Source organism: Gemmatimonas sp. (assembly GCF_021298855.1).
In the GTDB taxonomy this organism is placed as follows: domain Bacteria; phylum Gemmatimonadota; class Gemmatimonadetes; order Gemmatimonadales; family Gemmatimonadaceae; genus Gemmatimonas.
The window spans coordinates 123,496-148,410 of record NZ_JAJTHI010000022.1 but is presented as its reverse complement, the minus strand read 5'-3'; the positions used below and the strand labels follow the sequence as shown (position 1 = coordinate 148,410).

General features: G+C 67.7%; 19 protein-coding genes. 7 read left to right on the top strand and 12 right to left on the bottom strand.

Features of this window, described 5'->3' with window-relative positions:
• The 5 genes from LW840_RS08730 to LW840_RS08710 form a co-directional block, all read right to left on the bottom strand.
• A complete protein-coding gene (locus tag LW840_RS08730) occupies nt 1-3,018 on the bottom strand; it encodes a SusC/RagA family TonB-linked outer membrane protein (RefSeq protein ID WP_291276821.1) in 3,018 nt (1,005 codons plus the stop codon).
• Between the two features lie 70 nt (nt 3,019-3,088).
• Nucleotides 3,089-4,900 carry an alpha/beta hydrolase-fold protein gene (locus LW840_RS08725; RefSeq protein ID WP_291261939.1) on the bottom strand — a complete coding sequence of 604 codons (1,812 nt, stop codon included), beginning with the start codon at nt 4,898-4,900 and terminating at the stop codon, nt 3,089-3,091.
• A gap of 5 nt (nt 4,901-4,905) precedes the next feature.
• The gene (locus LW840_RS08720) at nt 4,906-6,903 is read right to left on the bottom strand and encodes a prolyl oligopeptidase family serine peptidase (RefSeq protein ID WP_291266646.1); all 1,998 of its coding nucleotides are present in this window, start codon (nt 6,901-6,903) and stop codon (nt 4,906-4,908) included.
• A gap of 239 nt (nt 6,904-7,142) precedes the next feature.
• A complete protein-coding gene (locus LW840_RS08715) occupies nt 7,143-8,561 on the bottom strand; it encodes a sigma-54 dependent transcriptional regulator (protein ID WP_291266645.1) in 1,419 nt (472 codons plus the stop codon).
• Entirely contained in the window at nt 8,530-10,785 is a 2,256-nt protein-coding gene (locus tag LW840_RS08710; RefSeq protein ID WP_291276820.1) for an ATP-binding protein, read from the bottom strand. Before LW840_RS08710 ends, LW840_RS08715 begins: the two co-directional genes overlap by 32 nt.
• A 395-nt stretch (nt 10,786-11,180) precedes the next feature.
• Between LW840_RS08710 and LW840_RS08705 the strand changes: the two genes are divergently transcribed.
• From LW840_RS08705 to LW840_RS08695, 3 genes are all read left to right on the top strand, one after another.
• A complete protein-coding gene (locus LW840_RS08705) occupies nt 11,181-11,315 on the top strand; it encodes a hypothetical protein (protein WP_291276819.1) in 135 nt (44 codons plus the stop codon).
• A 246-nt stretch (nt 11,316-11,561) separates the two neighbouring features.
• Nucleotides 11,562-12,269: a phosphoribosyltransferase family protein gene (locus LW840_RS08700; RefSeq protein WP_291261934.1), complete on the top strand. Its 708-nt coding sequence runs from the start codon at nt 11,562-11,564 to the stop codon at nt 12,267-12,269.
• A gap of 18 nt (nt 12,270-12,287) precedes the next feature.
• On the top strand, nt 12,288-13,643 hold the full coding sequence (locus LW840_RS08695) for an erythromycin esterase family protein (protein ID WP_291276818.1): 1,356 nt from the start codon (nt 12,288-12,290) through the stop codon (nt 13,641-13,643).
• A gap of 34 nt (nt 13,644-13,677) precedes the next feature.
• Here LW840_RS08695 and LW840_RS08690 read toward each other — a convergent pair whose 3' ends face one another.
• The 3 genes from LW840_RS08690 to LW840_RS08680 form a co-directional block, all read right to left on the bottom strand.
• Nucleotides 13,678-14,457 (bottom strand): hypothetical protein, encoded by a 780-nt coding sequence (locus LW840_RS08690; RefSeq protein ID WP_291261932.1) that lies wholly within the window; start codon nt 14,455-14,457, stop codon nt 13,678-13,680.
• Nucleotides 14,454-15,170: a hypothetical protein gene (locus tag LW840_RS08685; RefSeq protein ID WP_291268624.1), complete on the bottom strand. Its 717-nt coding sequence runs from the start codon at nt 15,168-15,170 to the stop codon at nt 14,454-14,456. The genes LW840_RS08690 and LW840_RS08685 overlap by 4 nt, the downstream gene beginning before the upstream one ends.
• A gap of 166 nt (nt 15,171-15,336) precedes the next feature.
• Nucleotides 15,337-16,494 carry a hypothetical protein gene (locus tag LW840_RS08680; RefSeq protein WP_291276817.1) on the bottom strand — a complete coding sequence of 386 codons (1,158 nt, stop codon included), beginning with the start codon at nt 16,492-16,494 and terminating at the stop codon, nt 15,337-15,339.
• Nucleotides 16,495-16,773: 279 nt separating this feature from the next.
• Here LW840_RS08680 and LW840_RS08675 point away from each other — a divergent pair, with 279 nt between their 5' ends.
• The 4 genes from LW840_RS08675 to LW840_RS08660 all read left to right on the top strand — a co-directional run bounded on the left by LW840_RS08675 (nt 16,774) and on the right by LW840_RS08660 (nt 19,716).
• A complete protein-coding gene (locus tag LW840_RS08675; protein ID WP_291261929.1) occupies nt 16,774-17,265 on the top strand; it encodes a CBS domain-containing protein in 492 nt (163 codons plus the stop codon).
• Nucleotides 17,266-17,269: 4 nt separating this feature from the next.
• Nucleotides 17,270-18,058 carry a hypothetical protein gene (locus tag LW840_RS08670; protein ID WP_291261928.1) on the top strand — a complete coding sequence of 263 codons (789 nt, stop codon included), beginning with the start codon at nt 17,270-17,272 and terminating at the stop codon, nt 18,056-18,058.
• Entirely contained in the window at nt 18,048-18,701 is a 654-nt protein-coding gene (locus LW840_RS08665) for a BON domain-containing protein (RefSeq protein ID WP_291276816.1), read from the top strand. The genes LW840_RS08670 and LW840_RS08665 overlap by 11 nt, the downstream gene beginning before the upstream one ends.
• Before the next feature lie 256 nt (nt 18,702-18,957).
• Nucleotides 18,958-19,716 carry a response regulator transcription factor gene (locus LW840_RS08660; protein WP_291268627.1) on the top strand — a complete coding sequence of 253 codons (759 nt, stop codon included), beginning with the start codon at nt 18,958-18,960 and terminating at the stop codon, nt 19,714-19,716.
• Between the two features lie 67 nt (nt 19,717-19,783).
• On the opposite strand, the gene LW840_RS08655 is transcribed toward LW840_RS08660, so the two are convergent.
• The 4 genes from LW840_RS08655 to LW840_RS08640 are packed head-to-tail and all read right to left on the bottom strand — an operon-like array spanning nt 19,784 to nt 24,871.
• Nucleotides 19,784-21,049: a hypothetical protein gene (locus tag LW840_RS08655; protein ID WP_291276815.1), complete on the bottom strand. Its 1,266-nt coding sequence runs from the start codon at nt 21,047-21,049 to the stop codon at nt 19,784-19,786.
• Nucleotides 21,046-22,275, bottom strand: a complete 1,230-nt coding sequence (locus LW840_RS08650; protein WP_291276814.1) for a cytochrome P450 — start codon at nt 22,273-22,275, stop codon at nt 21,046-21,048. The genes LW840_RS08655 and LW840_RS08650 overlap by 4 nt, the downstream gene beginning before the upstream one ends.
• Nucleotides 22,276-23,715, bottom strand: a complete 1,440-nt coding sequence (locus LW840_RS08645; RefSeq protein ID WP_291268629.1) for an NAD-dependent succinate-semialdehyde dehydrogenase — start codon at nt 23,713-23,715, stop codon at nt 22,276-22,278.
• Between the two features lie 19 nt (nt 23,716-23,734).
• Nucleotides 23,735-24,871: a zinc-dependent alcohol dehydrogenase family protein gene (locus tag LW840_RS08640; protein WP_291273666.1), complete on the bottom strand. Its 1,137-nt coding sequence runs from the start codon at nt 24,869-24,871 to the stop codon at nt 23,735-23,737.
• Nucleotides 24,872-24,915: the final 44 nt, after the last annotated feature.

The following is a 24,915-nucleotide window of genomic DNA, read 5'->3' as shown; positions in this document are numbered from 1 at the left end:
TCAGAACCTCACGTCGATGGAGAACCAGAAGCTGCGACTTGGCGGATACGGAGACACATCAAAGCCGCGGGAGACCGCCTGGGTGCCGAAGTTGGATACTTCGGGATCGAGTCCGGTGTAGTCGGTGATGATCAGGAGATTTCGGCCGGAGAGCGTGAGCCGCGCCGACTCCGCTCGGCTCATGGCGCGACGGACCAGCGCGGATGGCAGGTCGTACGTGAGGGTCAGCTCGCGCAATTTCACGAAGCTCGCATCCTCGATGTAGTTGCGGGTCTGCCGGGGGAAGGTGCGAAGGCGCCGGGCACAGATCGTTTCGTTCGTGGCGTTGGGCAGGGGCGCCAGGTCGTTGCAGTCGGCGCCATTCCGCGAGGCATCCCAGAGATAGCGGGTCAGGTTGATGACCTCGCCCCCCTGCTGCCAGTCGAACAGCGACGTGAGATTGAAGGGACCCATCCGGAACGAGTTGCTGAAACCCATCCGGAAATCGGGATTGGCATCGCCGACCTGCGTCACGATCCCCTGCCCGGTCGGGAGGGAGTCATTGCCGACGATCTGCGTGAGTGACTTGCCGGCTTCGATCTGGAAGACGCCGAACGTGGTACCGAAGCCGGGCGCCTGGAACGGCGGAACCGGCAGCGAGCGTACGCGTGCGTTGATGGTGGAGAACGTCGTGGTGGAGTTCCATTCGAACGACTTGGTCACGATGGGGAAGCCCTTCAGCGCCGCCTCGTACCCGCGTGTCTGAATCGATCCGCCATTGAAGATCCGCAACCCGTACCCGGTCGAGTTCGGCAGCGTCGCGGTGACCAGCAGATCATCGGTCTGCTTGTCGAAGTACGAGAATTCCAGGGCCGCGCGTCCCTTCAGCATCGAGAGATCGAGGCCGGTCTCGATTTCCCGCTGAATCTCCGGGCGCAGGTTGGCGTCGGCCGTCTGGGCACCACTGCCGATCTCGATCGTGGGCAGGCCCGCAATGTTGCCGCCGAAGAACTCCGTGAACTTCTGCCCGAACTGGGGCTGGTTGCCCGAACGTCCCGTGGCGAGACGGACCTTGAGTTCGTCGAAAATCGACGGCAGCGAGACGAACCGGTAGGAGGCCTGGGCGCGCGGGAAGAAGTAGTACTGGTTCGGGTCGCTGTTGTTCGAACTCCGGTCGGCACGGAAGCCGGCGGCGAGGAACAGCTTCTGATCAAGCAGGAGCAGTTCCTCCTGGGCATTGATGCCGATGTCGTTCGTGCGCGAGTCATCCTCGGCCACACTCACCGCGGTCGCACGGCCGATGTTGTCCAGTCCCCCGATGAGGTTCTGGGCCACCACGCGTGAGTTGCTCAGACCGCGCTGCTCATACTGATGGCCTATCGAGGTCGTCGCCTGCAGCCCGCCACCCGCAGAGCGATAGGTGTGCACCGCGCTGACGTTGAGGTTCATGTTGAGGCTTTGCGCGTTGGAGCGCACCGCCGTCCCGGGGAGGCCGTCGAGCGGCTCGAACTGCAGATCCGGGGGCGTGAGGATGTTGCTGCGCTGATTGAAGAAGTCGACGCCACCGCTGGCGATGAAGCGCAGATCCTGACGGGTGCGAGTGAAGGCGTTGTAGGTCAGGTTGCCCGAGGTGATGGCGCGATACACGACCTCGTCGTTCTTGCTGAGGGCGGCAGTCTGCAGGGGGTTGCTCTGCGCCGCCGGGTTTCGCGGGAACGAGCCGTCGGGATTGCGTCGAAGGTCGATGAAGGACGGGCTCCGCGCCAGCGCCTGCCCCAGCGCCACACCGCGGTTGTCGTTGTTGGTGAGGCCACGACCGGTCTTCGTGCCAAGCAGGTTCGTCGTGACGCGGGCCGTGAGCTTGCTGCTGATGTTCTGATCGAGGCCGACCGTGAGGGACTGCTTGCGGTACCCGGTGTTCGCAATGATGCCGCCGTCGTCCTTGAGCAGTCCCGAGGCGAAGTAGCGGGTGTCGTTGCTGCCCCCGCTGACGCTCATGATGCTTTCCCATGAGGTCGGTGTCTCGCCGTACACCTCACGCTCATGATCAAAGAATGCCCCCTCCTTCCACAGGGCGCCCACCGCCGGACCGAAGGTGGCGATGGCATCTGCCTGAGAATTGAATCGGCGCAGCCCGATGGTTCGCGCGACTTCCGGCCGGCCGAAGCGTTGGGTGAAGGTATACGCAGGCTTTCCAAGGTTGCCGCGTTTGGTGGTGATCAGGACGACCCCGTTGTTGGCGCGCGATCCGTAGATGGAGGCGGCGGTCGCACCCTTGAGGACCTCGATGCGCTCGATGCTGTTCGGATCGAGGTCGGCTACGCGATTCGAGGCGTTGTCCTGCCGGCCACCGACGACTGGATTGGCCGACGACCCGGTCACGGCGAACACGCCGGGCGCGATCGTCGCATCGCTGATGATCACGCCATCCACCACATAAAGAGGTGTCGCCGCACCGATCACGGTGGAGATCCCGCGGAGTCGCACTTGGTTGCCTCCGCCGGGCGCGCCGGAGTTGCTCGAGATTTCCGCGCCGGGTACCCGCCCCGCGAGCATGGTTTCCACGCTGGGTGCCGGGACGCGATTGAGTTCCGCCGCGCTCACGGAGGCGATGGCCGTGGCGGCGTTGCGCCGCTCGATCCCCGTGGCTTGTCCGGTCACTACCATCTCGCTGAGCCGCAGCAGGTCGCGCCGCAGCACCACGTCAAGGGTTGACACGTTCGCGGCAACAGCCTGGTCACTGCGCACGAAGCCGATGCGCCGAAACGTGACGGTCACCGCACCATTGGGGATACGGACGCTGTAGGTCCCGTCGTCGCGGGTGCTACCGAGGGCGACGGCGCCAAGGACGATCTGCACCTGGGTTGCGGGCGCGCCGGATCCTTCCTCGGTGACGCGCCCGCTCAGTGGGCGGGTCGCTCGCGCATCCTGCGCGTAGGTGGGGGCGAATGGCACCACATGTGCCAAGAGCACGATGAGTGCTGCTCGGGCCAGCCAGGGGAGGTGCATGGGGTCCTCGAAAGTGAATGGAGAGGTCATCCGGCGTGTACATCGTGTGGGCACCCGCGATTGCCGTGCGGCGCGACGGTGCGGCAGCACCCGCGTCGACTCAGGGAGTCGGGCGCGAATCGCGCCATCGTTGCACCGGCGCCCCCGCGGGCGCGTTGCGAGCGATGTGTGCGGCCATCTCGCGGAGCAGATCCGCGTTGGTCATGGGTTGCCATCCATGGCCCTTCATGGGGCGCCCGTAGCGAAAGCTTCCGCCGTAATGGGGAGACTTCGTGGATTCCAGGAAGCTCTCGAGCAGGTAGACGGCCGGCCCGAGATAGAAGTCGTCCATGTCTCCCGTGAGCACGTGCAGCTTTCCGACGAGTGAGGGCCCGATGCGCGACCAGTTGGTCTCGAGATAGTGCCGCAGATCGTATCCATGCTCTCGCATGTAGATCGCTACCTCGTGATCGATCTTGCCCGTGCGCAAATCCCACAGCTGGCGTGGGTATCCATCCGGCCCCACGGGACCATAGGTGGCATTCCAGATGTCGATCTGGGCCGCGGAGCGGCCACGCGTTCCCGACGCGAGTTCCATCTGGGAGATTTGCCGCATGGTAGCCACGGGCTGGCCCTCCGGGCTCATCTGCATCATGCGCTCGGGGGCACCTGGCGCGGCATTCGGCACGAGAAAGGCGCTCGTGTCCCGGTAAATGTCCACCAGCTGATAGCGACGGAAGTCGACGGGGTCGGGGTACATGGTCCAGGTCCCGCCGAAGAAGTCGGGATGATAGACCTGCAGGGCCAGCGATTCCCATCCGCCGGTCGAGCCGCCCGTGAGCACCCGGGCATACGGCTCCGCAATCATGCGAAAGCGCCTCTCCAACTCCGGGATCAGTTCCTTCAGGATGGCGTCGCCGTACGGCCCGTTGTTGGCCGAATTGACGGCGTACGAATCGTCGAAGAACGGCGTCGGGTGTTGGAACTTGACCACGATCATCCGCGGCATGTCGTCGCGGACCCACTGCTGGTAGAACTCGAAGCCGGACTCCCGCTTACCGGCACCGCCGACCGGCCGCCCGATTTCGGCAGCGGACCACATTCCGGGCGCCGCCAGATTGAGCCCTGGCGTGGATGGTGTGTCCGCGGTCGTGAAGTTGAACGGCGCGGCCAGGCTGAAGTGGTCCTGGACGAAGACTACCGGATAGCGCGTCTCCGGGTGCTCGTCGTAGTCCCTCGGCAGCAGCACGGTGGCGCCCAGATACTGCGGATGCCCCCACCATTTGGTGAGCAGGGGGCTCTCGAACTTGATGCGCTTCACCCAGCGGGTATCCGGTTCGACCTCGATCGGGGGGATCTTCCGGTCGAGGTCGAGGCGGATGACAAAACCCCGCGTCGGATCCACGCGCACCTTCACCGGTGTGCTGATCAGGTTCCCCGGGGAGAAGGCCCACCGCTGTCCCTCCCACTGATCCTGATGTGCCCAGATGGTGTGCCCGTCGGCCCGGGCAAACCGGGTGTAGACGTTGAGGACGGCCTGCGCATAGTAGTCACCGGGGGGGATGTCGCGGATGCTCCAATAGGGGTATCCCACGGCATTGTCGTTCAGCATGGCCCACGTGCCCGGCGCCTGCTGCTCGACATCGATCGCGAAGAACGGCACGCGGCCGATTCGCGTGCGCGCGGACTGATACGCCGCGATGCGTGGCTCGACGTCGTTCCGCTGATAGAGTGCCACGAACAGACGACCCGTAATGGGAGCAGCATTGAGCGATGCGGGAAAGCGTACCGCGAAGCGCCCCCCGGCCTGAGCAGTCACACGGGCGGGCGTCACGCCCGTCACCGCCATGAGCGCGGTGAGCGCACCGAGCAGGGCTCGGGGCGCCCTTCCCACCGACCGCCGCACCCGGTCATCAACACCGATGGTCTGCATGCCTGTCACTCCCGTGAGCGTGAAGACGCTGATGGCGCGTCGGAGACGTTGTCCTTCAGGAACTGATCGAAGAAGCCGAGCATGTCCCCGAGCTTCTCACGGACATTGGCGCGGGACGTGACGTAGTACGTTTCGCCAGGGTAGGCCTTGTAGCGGAAGATCTTGTATTCCGCGTCGAGTGCCCGCGCGAAGTCGAGTGAGGCCGGCACGCTGGCCTGCCCTGGCCGCCACGGCGTGCGCGCGCCCTCGCCGTGCATGAGGTAGGTCGGCGTGGTTACGCGGCGTACGTTGTAGATGGGCGAGTTGCGCCGGTACACGGCGGCGCTATCGGGGAATGCGCCGAACTCGTACGCCAGCAGTTTGGTGTGCTGCAGCTCGTCGTTCCACTCGTGGAACTTCACCCAGTCGCCGTAGCCCGACTCCGGGATCGCTGCCTGGAACAGCCCTGGCGCGTTCACGATGGCCGACATGGTCATGCATCCGCCATAGCTGACGCCATGTATGCCGAGCTTGCCGCCGTTCACATACGGCAGGGACTTGAGATACTCGGCGCCGGCCACGATGTCTTTCAGGTCACAGTGTCCCCAGCAGCCGTTGTTGGCATCCTCGAAGGCACGTCCGTATCCGGAGCTTCCCCGGATGTTGGGCAGCAGCACGGCGTACCCGCGTTGCGCGAAGAACTGCACCTGTGCCTGGTACGTGTCCATGAATTGCGAGGTGGGACCACCATGCACCCACACGAGGGCGGGGACGCGCTCGCCCTGGCGCACCCCGCGCGGTTCATACAGGTACGCGTTGATGGTGAAGCCGTCGGTGCTCGGATACGTGACCTTGCGCGGCGTGATCAGCGCGCCCGGAGAGATCGCGGCCGGCATCGAGTGGGTGACCTGTGTGCTCCGCCCGCTGGCGACCTCCACGATGAAGAGGTCGGCCGCCGCGGTCGTCGTGCCCATCATGTAGCTGATGCGGCTGCCGTCGGGCGACCAGACGGGTTTCGACACCACCCCATCCGTTGGCGAGACGAGCGCGCGCGGCGGGCCGCCGTCGCTGCTGACCACGAACAGGCGCAGCGTCCCGTTCCGGTTGGAGACGAAGGCCAGCTGCCGGCCATCGGGCGACCAGCTGGCCTCGCTCTGCTCGGCCTGCTCGGGAGCGACTGGCGTTGGTGTGCCGCCGGCCAACGGAACCGTCCAGTAGTTGAGCCAGCCGCTGCGCTGCGACCGAAACAGGACGCGCTTGCCGTCCGGTGCCACGTCGGCGTAGCCGAACGCCACACCGCCCCGATAGTCGAAGAAGCCCGTATCACGAACGATCAGCCGCGGTGCTGACGACCCGTCCACCGGCACGGCCATCACCTCGTGATCGATCCAGCGATCGTCCAGGCGATCGAAGAGCACGAACCGTCCGTCGGGCGTCCAGGTAGGGAACACTTCATGGCCGGCATGACTCGTCAGGCGCGTCACGGCACCCGACGACAGCTCCACGACGTAGATGTCCTCACTCCCGTAGCGATCGGCGGCGAACGCCATCCGGCGGCCATCTGGTGACCAGTTCATCGAGTTGATGCGGCCGCCGAGCGATGTCAGGGGTATGTCGCGCCGGGTCTGCGCCGACCAGAGCCAGATTTCCGGCGCGCCCCCCTTGCTCGAGACATAGGCCACGACGTCACCCGCGGGTGACCAGCGCGGGTTCTGCGAGGCCGTCGACCCGACACCGGTGAGCGACAGGTCGGCGATCAGCTGGCGCGGCAGGCCCCCATCGCGATCCACTTCCCAGAGGCCGATCGGCCCGCCCATGCTGCCGAGGAACGCCAGTCGCGTTCCGTCCGGATGCCACATCGGGGCGTCGCGACCGGCAATCATGGAGGTGACCGACTGGATCTGGTCTGCCGTGAGCGGCGTCATCATCGCGGCGGCGCGCGTTGGAGCCTGCGCACCGAGTGTGGCACCCGCCTGCCAGAGCGTGAAGCACAGGGTGGCGGCAGTCGCGCTCGGGACTCGCACGGGGAACCTCGCGGGGATGGCGGTGGGCGGAAGCGTGCACTCACCTCGAAGGCACACGACGTGCCAGTCCCGTCCGCCGCCCTTGCCTCCCCCGGGTCAGCCGCGCAAGCCGTTGATGCGCCGAGAGTTGGTGGCATTCGACAGGCTGGCCCTCTGCCATCGCCACCCATTATGCCGCGATCCGTATCGCACCTATTGTGCGCCAGTCACCGCACCTTTTCTGGTGCAGTACCGGGAAGTCATTCGGGGTGACGCACGCGTGTGCTGGTGGAATCGCGGAAGTCCGTGGGGGTGATGCCATGGCGCAGCAGCATGCGCTGAAAGACCTGCCGGAGCACCCCTGCGCGCTCGGCGGCAATCGTCACGTTCCCACCAGCCTTCCGCAGCGCCTCCAGCAGGTAGCCGCGTTCGAAGTGCTCCACGACCTCGCGCTTCGCATCCTGAAAGCGGCCCGACTCCGCGCTCCGGACGGCTACATCGCCGGTCTGGATGGCAGCGGGCACAGGGTGCAACTCATCCGGAAGGTCCCGCAGCTCCACTTGCGGACCACCGCTGATCACATAGGCACGCTCGATCACATTGCGAAGCTCCCGGATGTTTCCCGGCCATTCGTACCCCTCGAGGGCCGCGACGGCCGCCGGTGTCACAGGCCGAACCGACTCGCCGTAACTCAGCGCGATGGAGCGCGAGAGATGCTCCGCGATCAGCGGAATGTCCACCGTACGTTCCCGGAGTGACGGCAGCATCACGCGCACCACATTCAGCCGGTGATACAAATCGATGCGAAACTGTCCTGTGGAGACCAGTTGACGCATATCGCGATTGGAGGCGGCAATCACGCGCACATCGACCTTGATTTCACTCTGCCCACCGACTCGGGTGAAGCTACGTTGTTCCAGCGCACGCAGCAGCGCTGCCTGCGCACGCACCCCCATCTCGCTCACTTCGTCGAGCAGCAGCGTCCCGCCGTGGGCAAGCTCGAAGACGCCCTTCTTCTGCTGACGGGCGTCCGTGAACGACCCACGCTCGTGTCCGAACAGCTCGCTCATCAGCAGCGTCTCGGACAACGCCGCACAGTTGACCGCCACGAAGGGCGCGCTCCGCCGCGCGCTCGCGTCGTGGATGGCCCGCGCGGCCAGCTCCTTGCCCGTGCCGGATTCGCCCTCGAGCAGAACCGCAGGAACAGGACTGGCCGCGATGCGCACCAGCTGACGCCGGAGTTCGTGCACGGCGGCCGATGTGCCGATGATCGACTGCATGGCCGCATTGCTCGACGTCGGCGACAGGAGGTCATTGGTGATCGCAGCCTGTGCCAGCACGGCCAGCAGATCATCGAAGGCGAACGGCTTCGGCAGGTAATGAAATGCGCCGGCCTTGAGCGCCGTCACGGCATAGCCGACCTCCGCATGCGCCGTTATCACGATCACGACCGGAACGGATGCCAGCCGCTGGAACTCGGGCAACAGTGCCAACCCCTGCTGATCAGGGAGGTTCTGGTCGAGAAGCACGACACGGGGAAGGGATTTCCGCGCCAGCTCAAGGCCCGCCCTGGCCGTGCCAGCCAGCGCCACCTCGTATCCTTCCCCCTCCAGCGCCTCCTTCAGGAACTCACTGAAGTTTCGCTCATCATCGATGATCAGGAACAGCGGCTTCGTCATGGGGAACCGTTTCCTCGTAGACCAGTGCCTCCGTACTGCGAGGCAGTGAAACGCGCAGCGTCGTCCCGCGAGTGGATGTCTCAACGACCTCGACGTACCCCCCGAGCCGTTCCACCTCGCGGCGCACGAGCGCCAAGCCGATGCCCGTGCCGCTCTGCTTCGTGGTGAAATGCAGGTCGAACACGCGTTGCACAATACCGGGCGGAATGCCCGACCCCGTGTCACTCACCGTCAGTGTCACGACGTCACTCTCCGTACGGAGCGTCAGCACCACGCGGCCAACCGCCCCGATGCTTTCGACCGCGTTGGAGAGGAGATTCGTGAGGATCAGGCGAAACTGCAGGAGCGCTCCCCGCTGCAGTACGACCTCCTCCGGGTACTCCTCGATCACCTCGATGCTGCGGTCCTCGGCACCGGCCCGCAGTTCGCGGACACACGCGGCGGCCACGAGTCGCAGATCGACCAGACGGACTTCGTCGCCGTGATCGGCTCGGTCACTGGTGAAGCGTAACAGGCCGGATACCAGGTCATCGATACGACCCACGTCGCGTTCGAGCCGCTGCAGCTTCACGGGGTCAACACCGTCCCGGCGCAGCACGTACACGCCCATCTTGAGCCCCGCCAGCGGATTCTTGATCTCGTGCGCGAGTCCACCGGAAAGCGAACCGACGGCGGCGATGCGTTCAGCCGTCGCGAGTTCCTGTCCCGCGCGACGCAAATCGATATGCGCCTTGGCAGCCGCCAGGGCGGCGCCTACCCCCTGACGAATGGTCGTAATGAGCACTCGCGCCGGAAGATCGATGGGACGGCCGTCCGTGCGGGCGCCAATGCGCAGCACAGCGATCGGCACGCCGTCCAGTCCCCAGACCGGGAACACGGTGACGCCCTCCTGCGTGTCGGCTGCGCGCATCGCCTCGAGTTCGCTTACGGAGACGAACTGTACATCGGTCCCAGCCCCATGCTGAGCGGTCGCGGAGATGGGATGACCTGGTTCGCCGACCAGGAACAGCTCGGCCGACGAGACATCGAGCAGCGCGGGAATCTCTTCCTCGATGCGCCGTGCGATGCGGGTGGAATCGAGTTCCTGGCTGAGTTCGTACACGAACTCCTGCGCATTGGACTCGGCCCGCACCCAGCGGGACATCAGCCGCCGATCGACGGTGGCACGCAGCCATCGGAACGCCGGTGCCGGGAGCAGGGTCGCGGCGACCACGGTCGAGAACAGCAGCCACTCGTTGCCACCAAGATCCTGGCCGGAGCCATTGAGCACGACAGCGACGGACGCAAAGATGACCAGCCCATGTACCGCCGACAGAATGACGGCAAAGCCCCATGTCGCGAGGGCGGGCGCGTTGCGAACGCGATCATCCAGGCGCTCGGGCGAGAAGAAGTGAAGGGCGAGCGCCAGTGGCAGGAAGAGCGTGGCAACGGAGTTGACCCCCGAGACGAACTCCTCTCCCGGCCATGGGCCGAACATCAGGGTTGTCGAGGAGAAGAGCGATGCCGAGCTCATCACGGCGGCGATGGCGCCGTACACGATGCGCATGGTGACACCCTGCGACACCTCCGATCGCAGGAACATGTACGCGGCGCTGAGCGCCGTTACGGTTTCCAGCAGAAACCCCACGAGCATGCGGAGATCCCGGAGGATCCCCGGCCGGGCCCACGCCAGCGGATCCCGACCGAGATCCGTCACGAGCAGCAGCAGGGCGCCGAGCAGGGTGTACACGCCCACCCAGAGTCGAGGCGAGCACCACGTCGGGCGCCGAGCGGCGACGGCCAACGCGTGGAGCAGCAGTGCAGGCACAAACAGGCGAAAGGCGGACGCCTCCATGTGCCACAACCAGCGTACCGAGGTCAGGAGCAGCCCCGCCCCGGGAACGCCGCTCGAGAATCCAATGGGAGGAATCAGCAGCAGCGCCGTCCCCGTCAGCAACCCGTAGCCGGTGGAGCCTCGTGAAGCAATGAGCGCCATGCCGACCAGCCAGCTCAGGCAGGTCAGCAAGAGTACATATGTAGTGTAGACCCGATATCCGATCGTGGCGGCGTCCACTTGCACGCGCACCCGCACGCTGTCGGCGCGCCGCTGAAGATCGAGCGTGACGAGGTTGCCTACGGCGCGCGCACGGTGTTCGGCCAGCGTGGCGAGCGTGACAGGTACTCCGTTGACGGCCAGGAGCACGTCGCCGGGGAGCACCCCTGCCTGACGCGCGCGACGGGACACCCGAGTGATCCGAAGAGGTGCACTCGTGCCTGTCGCCGACTCCAATGCGTATGGGCTCGGTATGGCAGAGGCGGCGAACCATCCCGGACTGGCGTCGCGGCCAAGCGGAGGAACTGAGAACGGCAGGTTCAATGGCCCCAGAAGACCAAGCACCAGCAGCAGCACGCGCACCAGCCGGTGCTCGGACGCGATCGTTCCCAGCGTACTCCAGCGTTCGGACGAGACGGACCATGCCGTCAATGAGGTCGGCGACAGCGGCATCTGCACCTCACCGGCAAGGGAAGTCTCTCAGGCCTCGGCGCTGAGCTTGTCGCGCGGGTGCGGTATCGTCAAGAGAAGCGCGTTGCGGCGCGAGTCTGGGTGGTGCGATCCGAGTGCCGTAGCGCAACGCGCGCGTGGTGCTGGGCAACATCAGCTCCGACGAGGATCTCGCCGTGCTGGAGGCGATGCGCGAGCACGAGCACGAGATCGTGCGCGAGCAGGCGGCGTGGGCGATCGCCCGCATGGCGGAGCGTTTCGCCGTCTCCTGAACGCCAGCGACGTCGAGAGTGGCGCGCACGAAGCGGCCCCCCGAGCCGTGCTCGCGCACGTTCCGGGGGGCCGCTCGCTGGCGAGCGTCATCCGATCGGTTCGACATCATTCGGACTGTCGGGGGAACCCCGCGCGCCCGAACCATCGGACGAAAACCGACACCATGTCGGACAAACGGGAAGGCGCGTCGCGCCGGCCATGGCCAATTTGATCGGACATCGTACTGCTCCATGGAGGATGCGCGCATGTCCGCCCACGTGTTCCGTGATCGACGCGATGCCGGCCGCCAGCTGGCCGTGATGGTGGCAACGGTCGCCGATGCCTCACCCGCCCCACACACGTTACTCGTGCTCGGCTTGCCACGCGGGGGGGTACCGGTGGCCTTCGAAGTGGCCACGCTGCTCGCCGCCCCGCTGGACGTCCTGCCGGTGCGCAAGCTCGGGCTGCCCGGGAACGAGGAAGTGGCCATGGGCGCGATCGCGGCGCTGAACGGCGAGGTTGCCCAGGTCGTGGACTACGACCTCCTCCAGCGCGAACCGGCGGCCGCGCTGCTGCTGGATCGGGTCATTCGGCGCGAGTACACCGAGTTGCTGCGCCGTCGCCGGCGGTATCGCGGCGAACGCCCACCACTCGACGTGGCGGGACGTGACGTGATTCTCGTGGACGACGGACTCGCCACCGGCGCCACGATGCGAGCGGCGGTGCTGGCGGTGCGGCAGGGACATGCCCGGCGGATCGTCGTGGCTGTACCCGTCGGGGCGGCCGACCGCTGCGCCCGATTGCGCACCGAGGCCGACGCCTGTGTTTGCGTGGTGGAAGCCGGCAACCTGTTCGCGGTCGGGGCGTGGTATGCGGAGTTCAGCCAGACGAGTGATGAGGAGGTGGCCACGTTGCTGGCCGAGTCCGAACGGCGGCTGCAGCACCAGTTGCCAGCCGCATCCGGTCAGCGCTGACAGCAGGAGGATTCCGACATGCAGTCACTCGCGCCCGATGCGGTCGCGGCGGTGCGGCGTGCCGCCCGCACGCTCTCGGGGGGAGTAGAAGATTTCGCCCCGATCCTCCAGCGCGCACAGCACGCTCGCCTGATCCTGTTGGGGGAGGCCTCGCACGGCACGCACGAGTTCTATCGCGTCCGGGCCGAGATCACGAAGGCCCTCATCCGCACGGGGCAGGTTGGCGCCGTCGTCGTCGAGGCCGACTGGCCGGACGCGTGGCGTGTGCATCGGCACGTGACCTGGAGACCTGACGCCGACGACCAGGCGACCGACGCCCTCGCCGGCTTCCGGCGCTTCCCGCAGTGGATGTGGCGCAACGCCGATGTGCTCGATTTCGTGGGCTGGCTGCGCGCCTACAATGGGGCGCGTCCCGCCGCCGAGCACGTGGGATTCTTCGGTATGGACCTCTACAGCCTGCACGCCTCCATGGAGGCGCTGGTGGGGTATCTCGAAACGGTGGATGCCGAGGCGGCCCGGCGCGCACGTGCGCGCTATGCCTGTCTCGAGGTGGGTGGGCGAAACCCGCAGCGGTACGGCCGGCTCGCGGCGCTGGGCTTGCACGCCGACTGCGAAGCCGCGGTGCTGGCACAGCTCGAGGAGATGCAGCGGCAGGCCGACGCCTTCCTGCGACGCGACGGTCTGGCGGCGCAGGAGGACCGTTTCTTCGCCGAACAGAACGCCCGGCTCGTCCGCAACGCGGAGCGATACTATCGCGCGATGTTCGGCCATCCCACCGAGTCATGGAACGTTCGCGACCGACACATGATGGAAACGGTCGAGCGGATCGTGGATTTCCACGCGCGTTCGCGGGCGGGCGCCGCCGTGGTGCTCTGGGCGCACAACTCCCATCTGGGTGATGCGCGCGCCACCGAGATGCATGCGATGGGGGAGATCAACGTGGGGCAGCTCGCCAGGGAACGATTCGGTGCCGCGGCCTGCCTCGTGGGCTTTACCACCTATACCGGGTCGGTCACGGCGGCCTCCAACTGGGATGAGCCGGCGCAGTGCGTCCCCGTGTGTCCGGCGCTCGCCGGCAGCTACGAATGGCTCTTCCATCAGGTCTCGGGCGAACGCGCGACCCCGAACTTCCTCGTGGACCTCACCGGCGACAACGATGCGGTCGCGGCCTTGCGCATGCCGCGACTCGAACGTGCCATTGGCGTGATCTACCGCCCGCACACCGAGCGGCAAAGCCACTACTTCCAGGCCCGCCTCCCGGAGCAATTCGATCTGGTGCTGCATTACGACACCACGCGCGCCGTCGAACCGCTGGAGCACATGGGCACGCGGGCACGCGCGGAGCCACCGGAGACGTACCCGTCGGCGCTCTAGGCCTGGAGGCCCCCTTGCGGTGCCGGTTCCCGCGTCATCGCCGTTTGGTCACGGTGAACGGTACCGCCACTTCGCCGAGTACGGTTCCGCCCACGGCGTCGCGTTCACCATGTACGGCCACGATCGCCGCACGGAAGACCACCTGGCCGGCATCCGGATCGACCGTGCGGAAGTAGAGAAACCCGGCCACCTGCCCCTCCGGCTCGATCACGCCTTCCGGCAGGGCCAGGGAGAGCACCTCCACCGAGGAACGCACCGCGCGCGTGAAGTCGACATGCCAGAAGGCATAGTACCCCGGATCATAGAGCACGTACGGCCGCCCGTACACCGGCACCCCGGGATAGAGCGGCGCAAAGTACGGTGCCACGTAGAATCGTCGATAGCTGAAGCGCGGCGTGATGATCGGCGCTAGTCCAGGCGCGAGCATCGGGGACAGCAGGTCCCCTTCGACCCGCACTGGGGGGAGCGCCGGCCTGCGGACACCGTTCGCCGCCACCAGCGCGAAATCACCGTAGCGCACGCGCACCGTGAAGGCGCTGCGATTCTCGATGGTGACCCGCAGTGGGTGGACGCGGTCGGTCACCGACCGGACCCCCTCCCAAGCATCGGCCTGCACGGTGACCCGCACCCCGGCGACCTCGCTCATGGCCGCGCTGGCGGTGCCCGGAACCACACGCGCCTCCGGCGCTGGCGTCAGGACGGCGGACGCGCACCCGCTCGCGCCGAGCAGGCTCGCACACCAGACCATGTAGGCGAGGCGTGGCACGCGCTGCGCCTGCCCCACGGCGTGTGGCGCCCCCACGGACGCGTTCACGGCGCGCTCGACTGCAGTCGGTCGTGGACGGCGCGACTCGCCGCGCGCAGCGCGTCCTGCGTGCGCGGCAGGCGATCGGGCGCATCAGGCTGCCGCTGCAGCAGATCGGTTGCGAGTGACCGGGCCGCTGCGGTCGCGGCGGAACGCGCCTTGTTCTCGGGAATCCTGCCGTCGGTGGCCGCCCGTTCGAGATGATCGGCGGCCATGAGCAGCTCATCTGCCGTACGCGCCGTGTCCCTGGCGGTCCATGCCGACGCCACGCGCGCCAGGTGCCGGTCCGATTCAGCGAGATTCGCGCGCGCAACGACATGGTCGAGACGCCGCGCCGACACATCGCGCTGCCGCGCCACTGCCGCCGCGAGCGTGTCGATGTCACGCGCGACCAGCCGCAGCTGTTCGCGGACCGCACCCGCACTGCTGTCCGCCTGGCGGTCGAGGAAGCGCGCAGCGGCGAGCAGACCGCTGCGGGCTCTCTCGGGTTCCTTCGCTGCCAACGCCGCCCGGGTCGCGTCGAAGTACTGCTGCGGCTCGACGCGACGCGCCAGGACACCGGTGGCGGAGTCGACCAGGTCCGGTGGCGGGGATGCCACCGGCGTGTCGACGGGGATGCGTGCGGCCACCTGTTGATCGTTGACGCTCTCCGGCTCACGCGTACAGGCGCCCAGGATGACGAGGGCCGACAAGGCGAGCGTGGTGCGGGTGACGGTGGTCATGATTGGCCCCTGGGCGAAATGGCAGTGCGGTGGAGGGCGCCGCCCTCCGGCTTCATGCGCCGGCGTCGTTGGCGAGCGCACGACCAACCTTGAGAACGGGCGGGGGAGCGCCTATCAGTCGCAATCCGACGTCGTGTCGGACGGACCGATGCGCAGGAGTGCGCACTCACACTGTGCCCAAGACATCCCGACCGTGCTCGACGGTGGCGGAGGCGCGGCTGGCGGTCCACGCGGTGGGCGCATAGCGCAGCCGCACGGCGATGCCGCCGGCTGCACGATGCAGCTCCACGGCGGCCTCCCCACGCACGCATCCGATGCGGGCATGCGTGGTCAGTGCCAACCGCACGGCCTCTTCCGCCAGCTCGGGATGCTCGATGATGAATGACTCAGTCACGGTGAGCTGATCGACCGCGCCGACGCCCAGCGCAGAGAGCGAGCGCGGCGCCCCCGTCGTGCCCAGCCCGCCGGCAGCATCCTGCTCGAGCAACTCCGCCACCATCAACTGGTCGGCGGCCAACTCGAGTTCCGTGAGCACACGCCCCGCATGCGCGTGAATCACCGCCGGGGTCGCGTGCACATCCAGACCGCGGAGCAGGTGCATGCGCAGCTGCGCCTCCGGAGAGAGTCGCTTGGCCAAGCCGCTCGCCGCATCGTGCGTGCCACCGATGAGGATCCAGCCGTCGGGGCCCGCCAACTCCTCGAGGCGCTGGACCGCGCGCGCGATCATGCGCAAACCGCTCGCGTGCTTTGCCGTTTCGGCCGTGTCGGCCCCCACGTCGCCGCGCGTACCCGGGTGAAAGCCCGGCTGAGGCGGCGCGCCCATGTGGCGACCCGCGCCTGGTCGCTGCTCGGCCTGTATGGTCTCCACGGCCTGCACACCACCCGGCTCCACGGCGTAGAGCCGCACCGCTCGGGCATCCACCACGGCGACCACACTGGGGTGGCGTCGGGGCAACGCCACGACCAGTGGCGCGAGACGCGGCCCCACGCCCCACCACGCACCCGGTGCCACCGATACCAGGAGCGGTTCGGCGAAGTGCACGCCCTCGGTCGTGGCGAAGGCCACCCACCCCGGCATCAAGGTGGCGGCCGGTATGGCATCCACAGCGGCCGACACGTGCGCCACGGCCGTGCGCAGCGCTTCACGGTTGGCATGACCATCCGCGTGGTGCTCGCGTGCGAGGGCCGAGAGTCGATGCAGCAGCTCCGCACGCCACACCGTGCGTGCTGCCGGGTCTTCGGCGTCGCTCCGACAATACACGCTCAAGACCAGCGTGGAGCGCAACGCGCGTTCCAGCGAAGATAGGGCGGACAAGCTGGGCATGGTCGTCAGTCCACGAGACGTGCGGTGAAGCCACCGCGGTGAACGCAAGGAAGCTCGTCGAGTATCCCCATGGTGTGGGTGATGGCTGAATCCGCATATCAGGCGGACTCCGACATGCCGTCCGATAAACGCCGGCATGCACGGCGGCTGGGTGGTCGGAGCGGAACCGACAGACTTCGGACGGGGCCTGACGGCGAACGAACCTCCGCCATCGCACGTTGCGTGCAACCTCACCCCGCTGCGGCGATCCCGCCGCCTTCCATTTTGTCGGAGTCAGTCATGCGTGCACGCGACGTGATGTCGAGGACAGTCTACACGGTCACTCCCCGCACCTCGGTGGGGGAGGCCGCCGCGCTGATGCGCGACCGGAACATCGGATTCCTCCCCGTGGTCGACGAGTCTGTCCCAGCCAAGCTCGTCGGCGTGGTGACGGATCGCGATCTCATGCTTCGCGCTCTGGCCGAAGGGCGCGGCCCCGAACTTGCCATCCGCTTCGTCATGAGCTCTTTCCCGCTGGTGTCTGCCCCGGAGTCCGCGGAGGTCCATGACCTGGTCAGCCTCATGGGAGCGCACCAGGTCCGCCGGCTGCCCATCATGGGACCGGACGGGGCGGTTTCGGGAGTGGTGAGCCAGGGCGACCTCGCGCTCACCCTCGGACCCATGGAGCCCAGAACGATCGAGACGCTCGTCGAGCGCATCTCCGCCCCATCGTTGCTGCTGGCCAACGTGAATGGCGCCGTGCAACGCGGCCTCGTTTCAGAGCAGACGTAGCCGTATGGGCAACGGACGTGAACGCACCGTGGACCACGAAGTGGAACACCGCGCTGCTGAACGGGAACGCGCAATCGTACCGCAGCGCATTACACTGCCGACCGGGGCGGTCGGCTTGCACGCGGTCATCACCCTGCCGGAGACTCCCCGCGCCCTCGTGCTGATCGTGCACGGCTGTCACCCTGGCGCGGAGTGTCCACGGGATCATGTGCTGGCGGCCACTCTTCACCACACGGGCATCGCCACGGTGATGGCGGACCTGCTGACGCCGGAGGAGGACCATGGCAAGCGGGCGCTGGGCTCGTTTCGCTATGACGTGGACCTGCTCTCCAGGCGCATCGACGACGTGGCCGCGTACCTCGCCACTCGGCCCGCGACGCGCGCCCTGCCGCTCGGGATCATGGCGGGCCAGGAGGATGCGACATCCCTCGTGTACGCGATCGCGAGGCGGCCGGATGTCGCCCGGGCAGCGGTGCTCATCGATCCGTACCTGCATATCGCCGGACCGTTCCTCCCGGCGCTCCAGTTACCGACGCTGCTGCTGGTCACGCGCGACGATGTGCACATGCTCCGCTACGCCTCGCAGGCGGTGCGGAGCGCGCCGGGAAAGGCCGAACTGCGGGTCTTTCATGCGCCCACACCGTCGCCACCCGTGGAATTGGCGCTTGGCGACCATGTGGCGCGCTGGTTCCAGCGACATCTCACCCCGGCGCCATCCGCAGTGGCGTCCGGCTCGCTCACCGTGCCCGGCGCGCCCCTCGCTCATCCTCAGGAGACGTCTCATGCTCAATGATTTGCAGATCACCGAACAGGTCCGGCGTGAACTCGAGTGGGACCCGAGCGTTCGCGACAATGAGATTGCCGTGATCGTAAGGTCCGGCGTCGTCACGCTTGGCGGAACCGTCGACTCGTTCGCGGTCAAGGCCAACGCGGCGCGCGCCGCCGAGCGGGTGCGTGGCGTACAGGCCGTGGCCGATGAACTGCACGTGGTCATTCCGACCGCCCACGTACGGTCGGATACCGATATCGCCCACGCCGTCGTCTCGGCCCTCAAGTGGAACGTGCAGGTCCCCGCCGATCGGATCAAGGTGCGCGTGGACGAAGGCTGGGTCACCCTCGACGGGACGGTGACGTGGGAGTTCCAGCGAAAGGCCGCCGCGCGTACGGTGCGCGAACTCACGGGAGTACACGGGGTGCGCAACCTGCTCACTCTCCAGACCAGCGCGTCACCCGCCGATGTCCGCCATCGCATCGAGGACGCGATGAAGCGACAGGCGGAGCTCGAGGCAGCAGATATCGCGGTCGAGGTGGTGGATGGCTGCGTCACCTTGAAGGGGCGTGTGCATTCGTCTTTCGCCCGCGGGCTGGCGGAGCAGGCGGCCTGGTCGGCGCCGGGCGTCGCAGCCGTGGATGACCGCCTCAAGCTGCAGTTCTGACCACCGCCCACCGGGAAAGCTGACCAGGCTCACGTCGACACGGGTTGTGTGGAGGAACACCGGCGCCTCGGCGGGCGTCGCGGGCTGCACCGTGCGCTGGCTCGCGGTGGGTGAGGCATGAGTCATGCAGAGAGAGCGGCCGTTGGAGAACGCGGCCACCTCAACCGCCAGCCTCGGTACGGTCCGAGGGCGGTGCGGGGCCGACGGTCGGGAAACACCCGACACCAATTGGGCCAGCAATCCGAGAGCGTGCGCTATGCGTCCGGAACCACAGGATGATCGGCTGCTCCAACTCGCCGATGCGTTGGTACAGCGCCCGTACGCCCGGCGCGGCATCGCCGCCTCATCGGAGCCCATCCGGGTGCTCCTGGTTGATGATCACGCGCTCTTCCGTGCCGGGCTCCGCCTGCTCCTGCATGCCATCCCGGACGTCCAGATCGTTGGGGATTGCGATGCCACGACAGACATCGCACGACAGGTCGCCCGCCTCGGTCCCGATGTCGTGGTACTCGACCTGAACATGCCGGGGCAGGATGGGCTCGCGATCACGCGTGTCCTGTCGGCGCTGGAGCGTGCGCCACGTGTGCTCATCCTGAGCATGCACTCGGAGGAGGAGTTCCTGCTGCCCGCCCTCGAGGCCGGCGCCTCCGGCTTTCTCACGAAGGAAGCCGTCGAAAGCGAACTGATCGAGGCCCTTCGCGTCGTGGCCGCCGGCGATACCTACGTGCGCCCTCGCGTGGCGCGCCTGCTTGCCGCGCGCGAGCGCGAGCGTGCCCTGCAGCGCCGGCAGCCGCGCAGCGCCGCCGGCGATGGATTGGCAGCCCTCAGTACACGTGAACGTACCGTCGTGGAACTCACCGCGCGCGGATTCGGCGGCGTCGAGATCGGGCAGCAGTTGGGCATCAGCAACAAGACTGTCGAGACCTACAAGGAACGCATCGAGGAGAAGCTGGGGATTCGTCACCGCACGGAGTATGTGCGATTCGCGCTGGACATCGGCCTGCTCCACCGTTGAGGACGCGCAGAACCCTCGCCTTCAGCGCGCGGCTGCCGGCGGCGACGCCTGGCCATGCCGCGTGCGGCTAACGGCCGGAGTGTGGCGACCCTTTCACGAAGTGCATCACCCGCGTCGACCGATCGCCCACGAACAGGCGCGCGTCCTGCCCGGTGAACGCGCTGGTGCCGCGCATGGCGGGATCACCAAGCCCTTGCACATACCAGCCGGCGGCCGGGGCACCAGGAAGATCCTGCAGCCGCTGCGGCACCCGCGGGGTTGGCGCTGGCGCCGTGATATCGGGGATGTACGTGATGTAGTTCCCCTCGGCGTCGAAGGCGCGCGCCCCGGACACATTGTTGAGCAGCAGCACGAAGGCGCCCAGATGCGTGTTCCACGACAACGACGGCCCCCAGAAGCCGCCCCCCTCGGGATCCTGCCATGAGCGGGCGGGCGGCAACAGCGGCGTGGCCTGCCCGATCGGCCCCGCCGGCCACTGCTGTCCCACCCGTTCGCCGCTCGTTCCCTGCAGCCCGGGACCGGTCCACCCACCCTTGAACCAGCGGACCGCCCGGCTGGTCCCGTCAGGGGCCAGCGGCGCATCCAGATGCTCCATGGCCAGGCGCGCCAGCTGGATGCCCTGCGTGCGCGGGTCGGCGCCCGAGTAGTCGGTGAAGACGATGTACAGGTGCGCGCTGTCGGGGCCCACCGCCATGCTCGGGTCACCCACACCACCGGCGAAAAAACGGATGGGCAGATCGCAGGAGATGGGGAACGTGCCGTCGCTGAGGATGAGCCCCAGATTGGTCCAGCTCTGCCCGTCGTCGGTGGAACGAGCCAGACCGATGTGCGGCACCGACAGGTAGGGCCGTTCGAAGGGGGCGCCACAGCGCACATACGGCCCCTCCTCCATGTGGTAGAGGCCGAACAGCACGCCATCGCCCGGGCGCCGGTACGCCGACTCGATCCAGCGCATGGGAGTGCGGGTCGGTGCCACGTCGCTGTTGATGTCGTGCACGTACCAGCGCGTGGCCTCGTCCCACGCGAACGACGGATCGTCGTCGGCAAAGCGCGACAGGGTGAACTGCTGCGCGCTGGCGGCGTCGGCCGCGCCGTTACTGCGCCACGCGTGCTGGTTGCTCACGATCTGGTAGAAGCGGTCACCAATCCAGAACGAGGGGCGATTGCAGTCGCTGCCGACCGGGCTGGCAATGCGCAGCTCCGGCGCCGGCATGAGGGTCAGCTGCGGCGGCACGAAAGGCGGCGCCACGAAGGGCGGCGGCACATCGTGGCCGCACGCAGCCAGCAACAGAAGGCCGCCCGTGAGCAGGACCCGGAGGGAGCGGTGTCTCATTTGCGCACCACGAGCGCCTCATGACCGTGGAAGTGCCAACTGTCCTTCACCACCGGCGTCTCTACCAGCCGCAGCGATGGACACCGGGAAAACAGCACCTGCAACGCGCACTGCAGTTCCAGTCGCGCCAGCGGGGCCCCCACACAGAAGTGGATGCCGGCGCCGAAGCTGGTGTGCCGTGCCTGCGCCGCCCCGGGCAGATACGCGTGGGGATGCGCCTGCACACGCGGATCGCGCCCCGTGGCGCCCAGCACCAGCCCGATCTGCTCACCGCGCCGCAACGCGATGCCGCTGTCGTGCGTGTCGTGCAGCACGTAGCGCTTGAAGAGATGCAGCGGCGGGGCGAAGCGCAACGATTCCTCCACCACGTGGGCCAGCAGCGCGTCGTCGCGCACGGCGGCCACGAGGTGCGGCGCATGCTCGAGCAGGGCCCGCACCGCGTTCCCCAGCGCGTGCACCGTGGCCTCGTGCCCGGCGTTCAACAGCAGAATGACCGTACTCACCAGTTCGGCCTCCGACAGCCGGGAGCCATCCTCCTCGGCCGCTATGAGGACCGACAGCAGATCATCGCCCGGAGCGTGACGACGCGCCGCGACCAGCTCGCGTACGAAGGCCGAGAAATCGGCCGCGGCCGCGTTGGCCTGCACTTCGACCGCCTCGCTGCGTCCCACACCATACATGGCCACCATGTCGTGCGACCACGCGAGGAGTTGCGGCGCCATCGACTCGGGCACGCCCAGCATGCGCGCAATGATGCGCACCGGCATGGGGGTGGCGTACCGCGCGATGAGGTCGAACGGCCCGTCGGGAAAGTCGTCCACGAGGTCGTGCGCCAGGGCCTCGATGATGGGGCGCAGCGACTCCACGCGTCGCGACACGAAGGCGCGGCTTACCAGCGCACGCAGCCGCGTATGGGCCGGCGGCTCACGTTCCAGCAGGCTGTGGGCGTCGATGGCGTCGAAATCACGCGTGTGGGCAGTCGGCGGTGGCCAACCGAGCGCTTCGCGCGTGGTGACGTGCAGGATCTCCCGGCCGAAGCGGCGGTCACGCAGCAGCCGGTTCACCTCCTCGTAGCCGAAAAAGCACCACATCCCCAGCTCTTCCCAGAAGGCCACCGGTGTCTGCGCGAGAATCTCGGCGTAAGCCGCGTAGGGATTGCCGTAGAATGCCGCACGGCGCGGCTCGAGCGACAGCCGCCGCGTGCTCGCGTCGAACCGGACCGTCATTCAGAGGCCACCAAAACAGAGGTACTTGATCTCGAGGTAGGCATCGAGCCCGTACTTCGACCCTTCGCGGCCCACGCCGGATTCCTTGATGCCGCCGAACGGGGCCAGCTCGGTGGAAATGAGCCCTTCGTTGATGCCCACCATGCCGTACTCCAGCGCCTCGGCCACGCGCCAGCAGCGCCCCACATCGCGGCTGTAGAAGTAGGCAGCGAGTCCGTACGCCGTGTCGTTGGCCATCGCCACCGCCTCCGCCTCCGTATCGAAGACAAAGATGGGCGCCACAGGGCCGAACACCTCCTCGCGCGCAAGGCGCATGGCGGGGGTGGCATCGGCGAGCACCGTAGGCTCGAAGTAGCGCCCCCCGCGGGCGCGCCCACCGCATACCACCCGCGCCCCGTGCGCGACGGCATCGGCCACGAACGCTTCCACCTTGGCAACCGCGCGATCACTGATGAGCGGCCCCACCTGCACCGCCGGATCGAACACGTCACCGCTGCGCAACCCGGCGACCGCTTCACTGAAACGGGCCACGAACTCATCGTACACACCGCGCTGGACGAGAATGCGGTTCACGCACACGCAGGTTTGCCCGTTGTGCCGGTACTTGGCCAGCAGCGCCCCGCGCACCGCCGCTTCCACGTCCGCATCCTCGAACACGATGAACGGGGCGTTCCCTCCCAGCTCGAGTGACAGCTTCTTGAGCGTGGGCGCACACTGCGCCATGAGCTGCCGGCCCACCGCGGTGGACCCGGTGAACGACAGCTTCCGCACCATGGGATGCGTGCACAGCACCTTGCCCACCGCGTCGCTGTCGGTGGTGGGTAGCGTGTTGTACACACCGGAGGGAAACCCCGCTTCCTCGGCCAGCGCCGCGAGCGCGAGAGCCGTGAGCGGCGTTTCCGCCGCGGGCTTGATGACTACCGGGCACCCCGCGGCCAGCGCCGGTGCCACTTTGCGCGTGATCATGGCCAGGGGGAAGTTCCACGGCGTGATGGCGGCGGAAACCCCGATCCCCTGCTTGAGGACCACGAGCCGGCGATCGCGTGCCGACGACGGCAGCACGTCACCGTAGGCGCGCTTCCCCTCTTCGGCAAACCATTCCACGAACGCCGCGCCGTACGCCACCTCGCCACGGCTTTCCGTTATGACCTTGCCGCTCTCCCGGGACATGAGCGTGGCCAGCTCATCCTGGTGCGCCAGCAGGAGATCATGCCACCGGCGCAACACCACGGCGCGCGCCTTGGCGGTGCGGTCGCGCCACGCGGGCCAGGCCGCGTGCGCCGCGGCAATGGCCTGCTCGGTCTCCGCCGTACCCGCATTGGCCACGCGCGCGAGCAGTTCGCCGGTGGCCGGATTGTGCACATCGAAGGTGCGCGCCGTCTCTGCGGGTACCCACGCCCCGTTCACATACGCCTGCTCGTGCCACAGGGTCACGGTCATCTGTTCTCTCCGGCCGGCGTCAGCACCGCACGACCTGTCGAATGGCTTCGCCCGCCGCGAGGCGCTCGAACCCGGTATTGATCTCCGCGAGCGGCATCTCGTGCGTGAGCAGCCGATCGATCGGCAGCCGGCCACGCTGGTACAGGCGGATATACGCCGGAATGTCGCGCAGGGGGACACAGCCGCCCAGATAGCTTCCCTGCAGCGTGCGCTCCTCGGCCACCAGCTGCACGGGAGCCAGCCCCACCTGCTGCTCCGGGTGCGGCAACCCGGCGGTGACCGTTCGCCCGCCACGTCGGGTGGCCCGGTACGTGAACTCGAGTGCGGCCACGGCACCGGCCGCCTCGAAACCAATGTCCACCCCGCCGTCGGTGAGGTCACGGACCTGCTCGAGCGCCTGCGGATCGGCCACGTTGACCGTGTGCTGCACACCGAGCGTGCGGGCCAGTGACAGCTTGCCGTCGCTCACATCGGCGGCAATCACGGTGCTCGCTCCCCCGGCCAGGGCACCGAGGAGCGCGGCGAACCCGATCCCGCCCAGTCCCGTCACCAGCACCGTCTCGCCAAGACGCAGCGCGGCGGTGTTGGCGATGGCGCCCACGCCGGTCATGACGGCGCAGCCGAAGAGGGCGGCAATCTGCGGCGAGACGGCGTGGTCGATGCGCACCAGGGACCGTCGCGAGACCACGGCGTATTCGCTGAAGGCGGAGACCCCGAGATGATGATGCACGACTGCGCCGGTGCCGTCGCGCAGGCGGCTCCCCCCTTCGAGCAGTGCGCCGGACCCGTTGGCGGCGGCGGCCTGCTCGCACAGCGCCGGCCGCCCCACGGCGCAGGACCGACAGCTGCCGCACGAGGGCACGAAGGTGCAGACCACCTGATCGCCGACGGCGAGATCACGGACGGCGCTGCCCAGCTCGACAACCTCCCCCACGGCTTCGTGCCCCAGCAACATTGGCAGGGGGCGTACGCGGCTCCCATCAATGACTGACAGGTCGGAGTGGCACAGCCCCGCGGCGGTGACGCGCACCAGCACCTCGCCAGGCTGGGGTGCCGCCAACGACAGACGCTCGAGGGCGAGCGGGAGGGTCACGTCATACGGGCGCGCCCGCGCGTGGCGGCGCAGCACGGCCCCGGTGGTGTGCAGGCGACTCATCGTGAACGGAAGAAAGAACGTGCCCCCGGTCCGATGCGGACGGG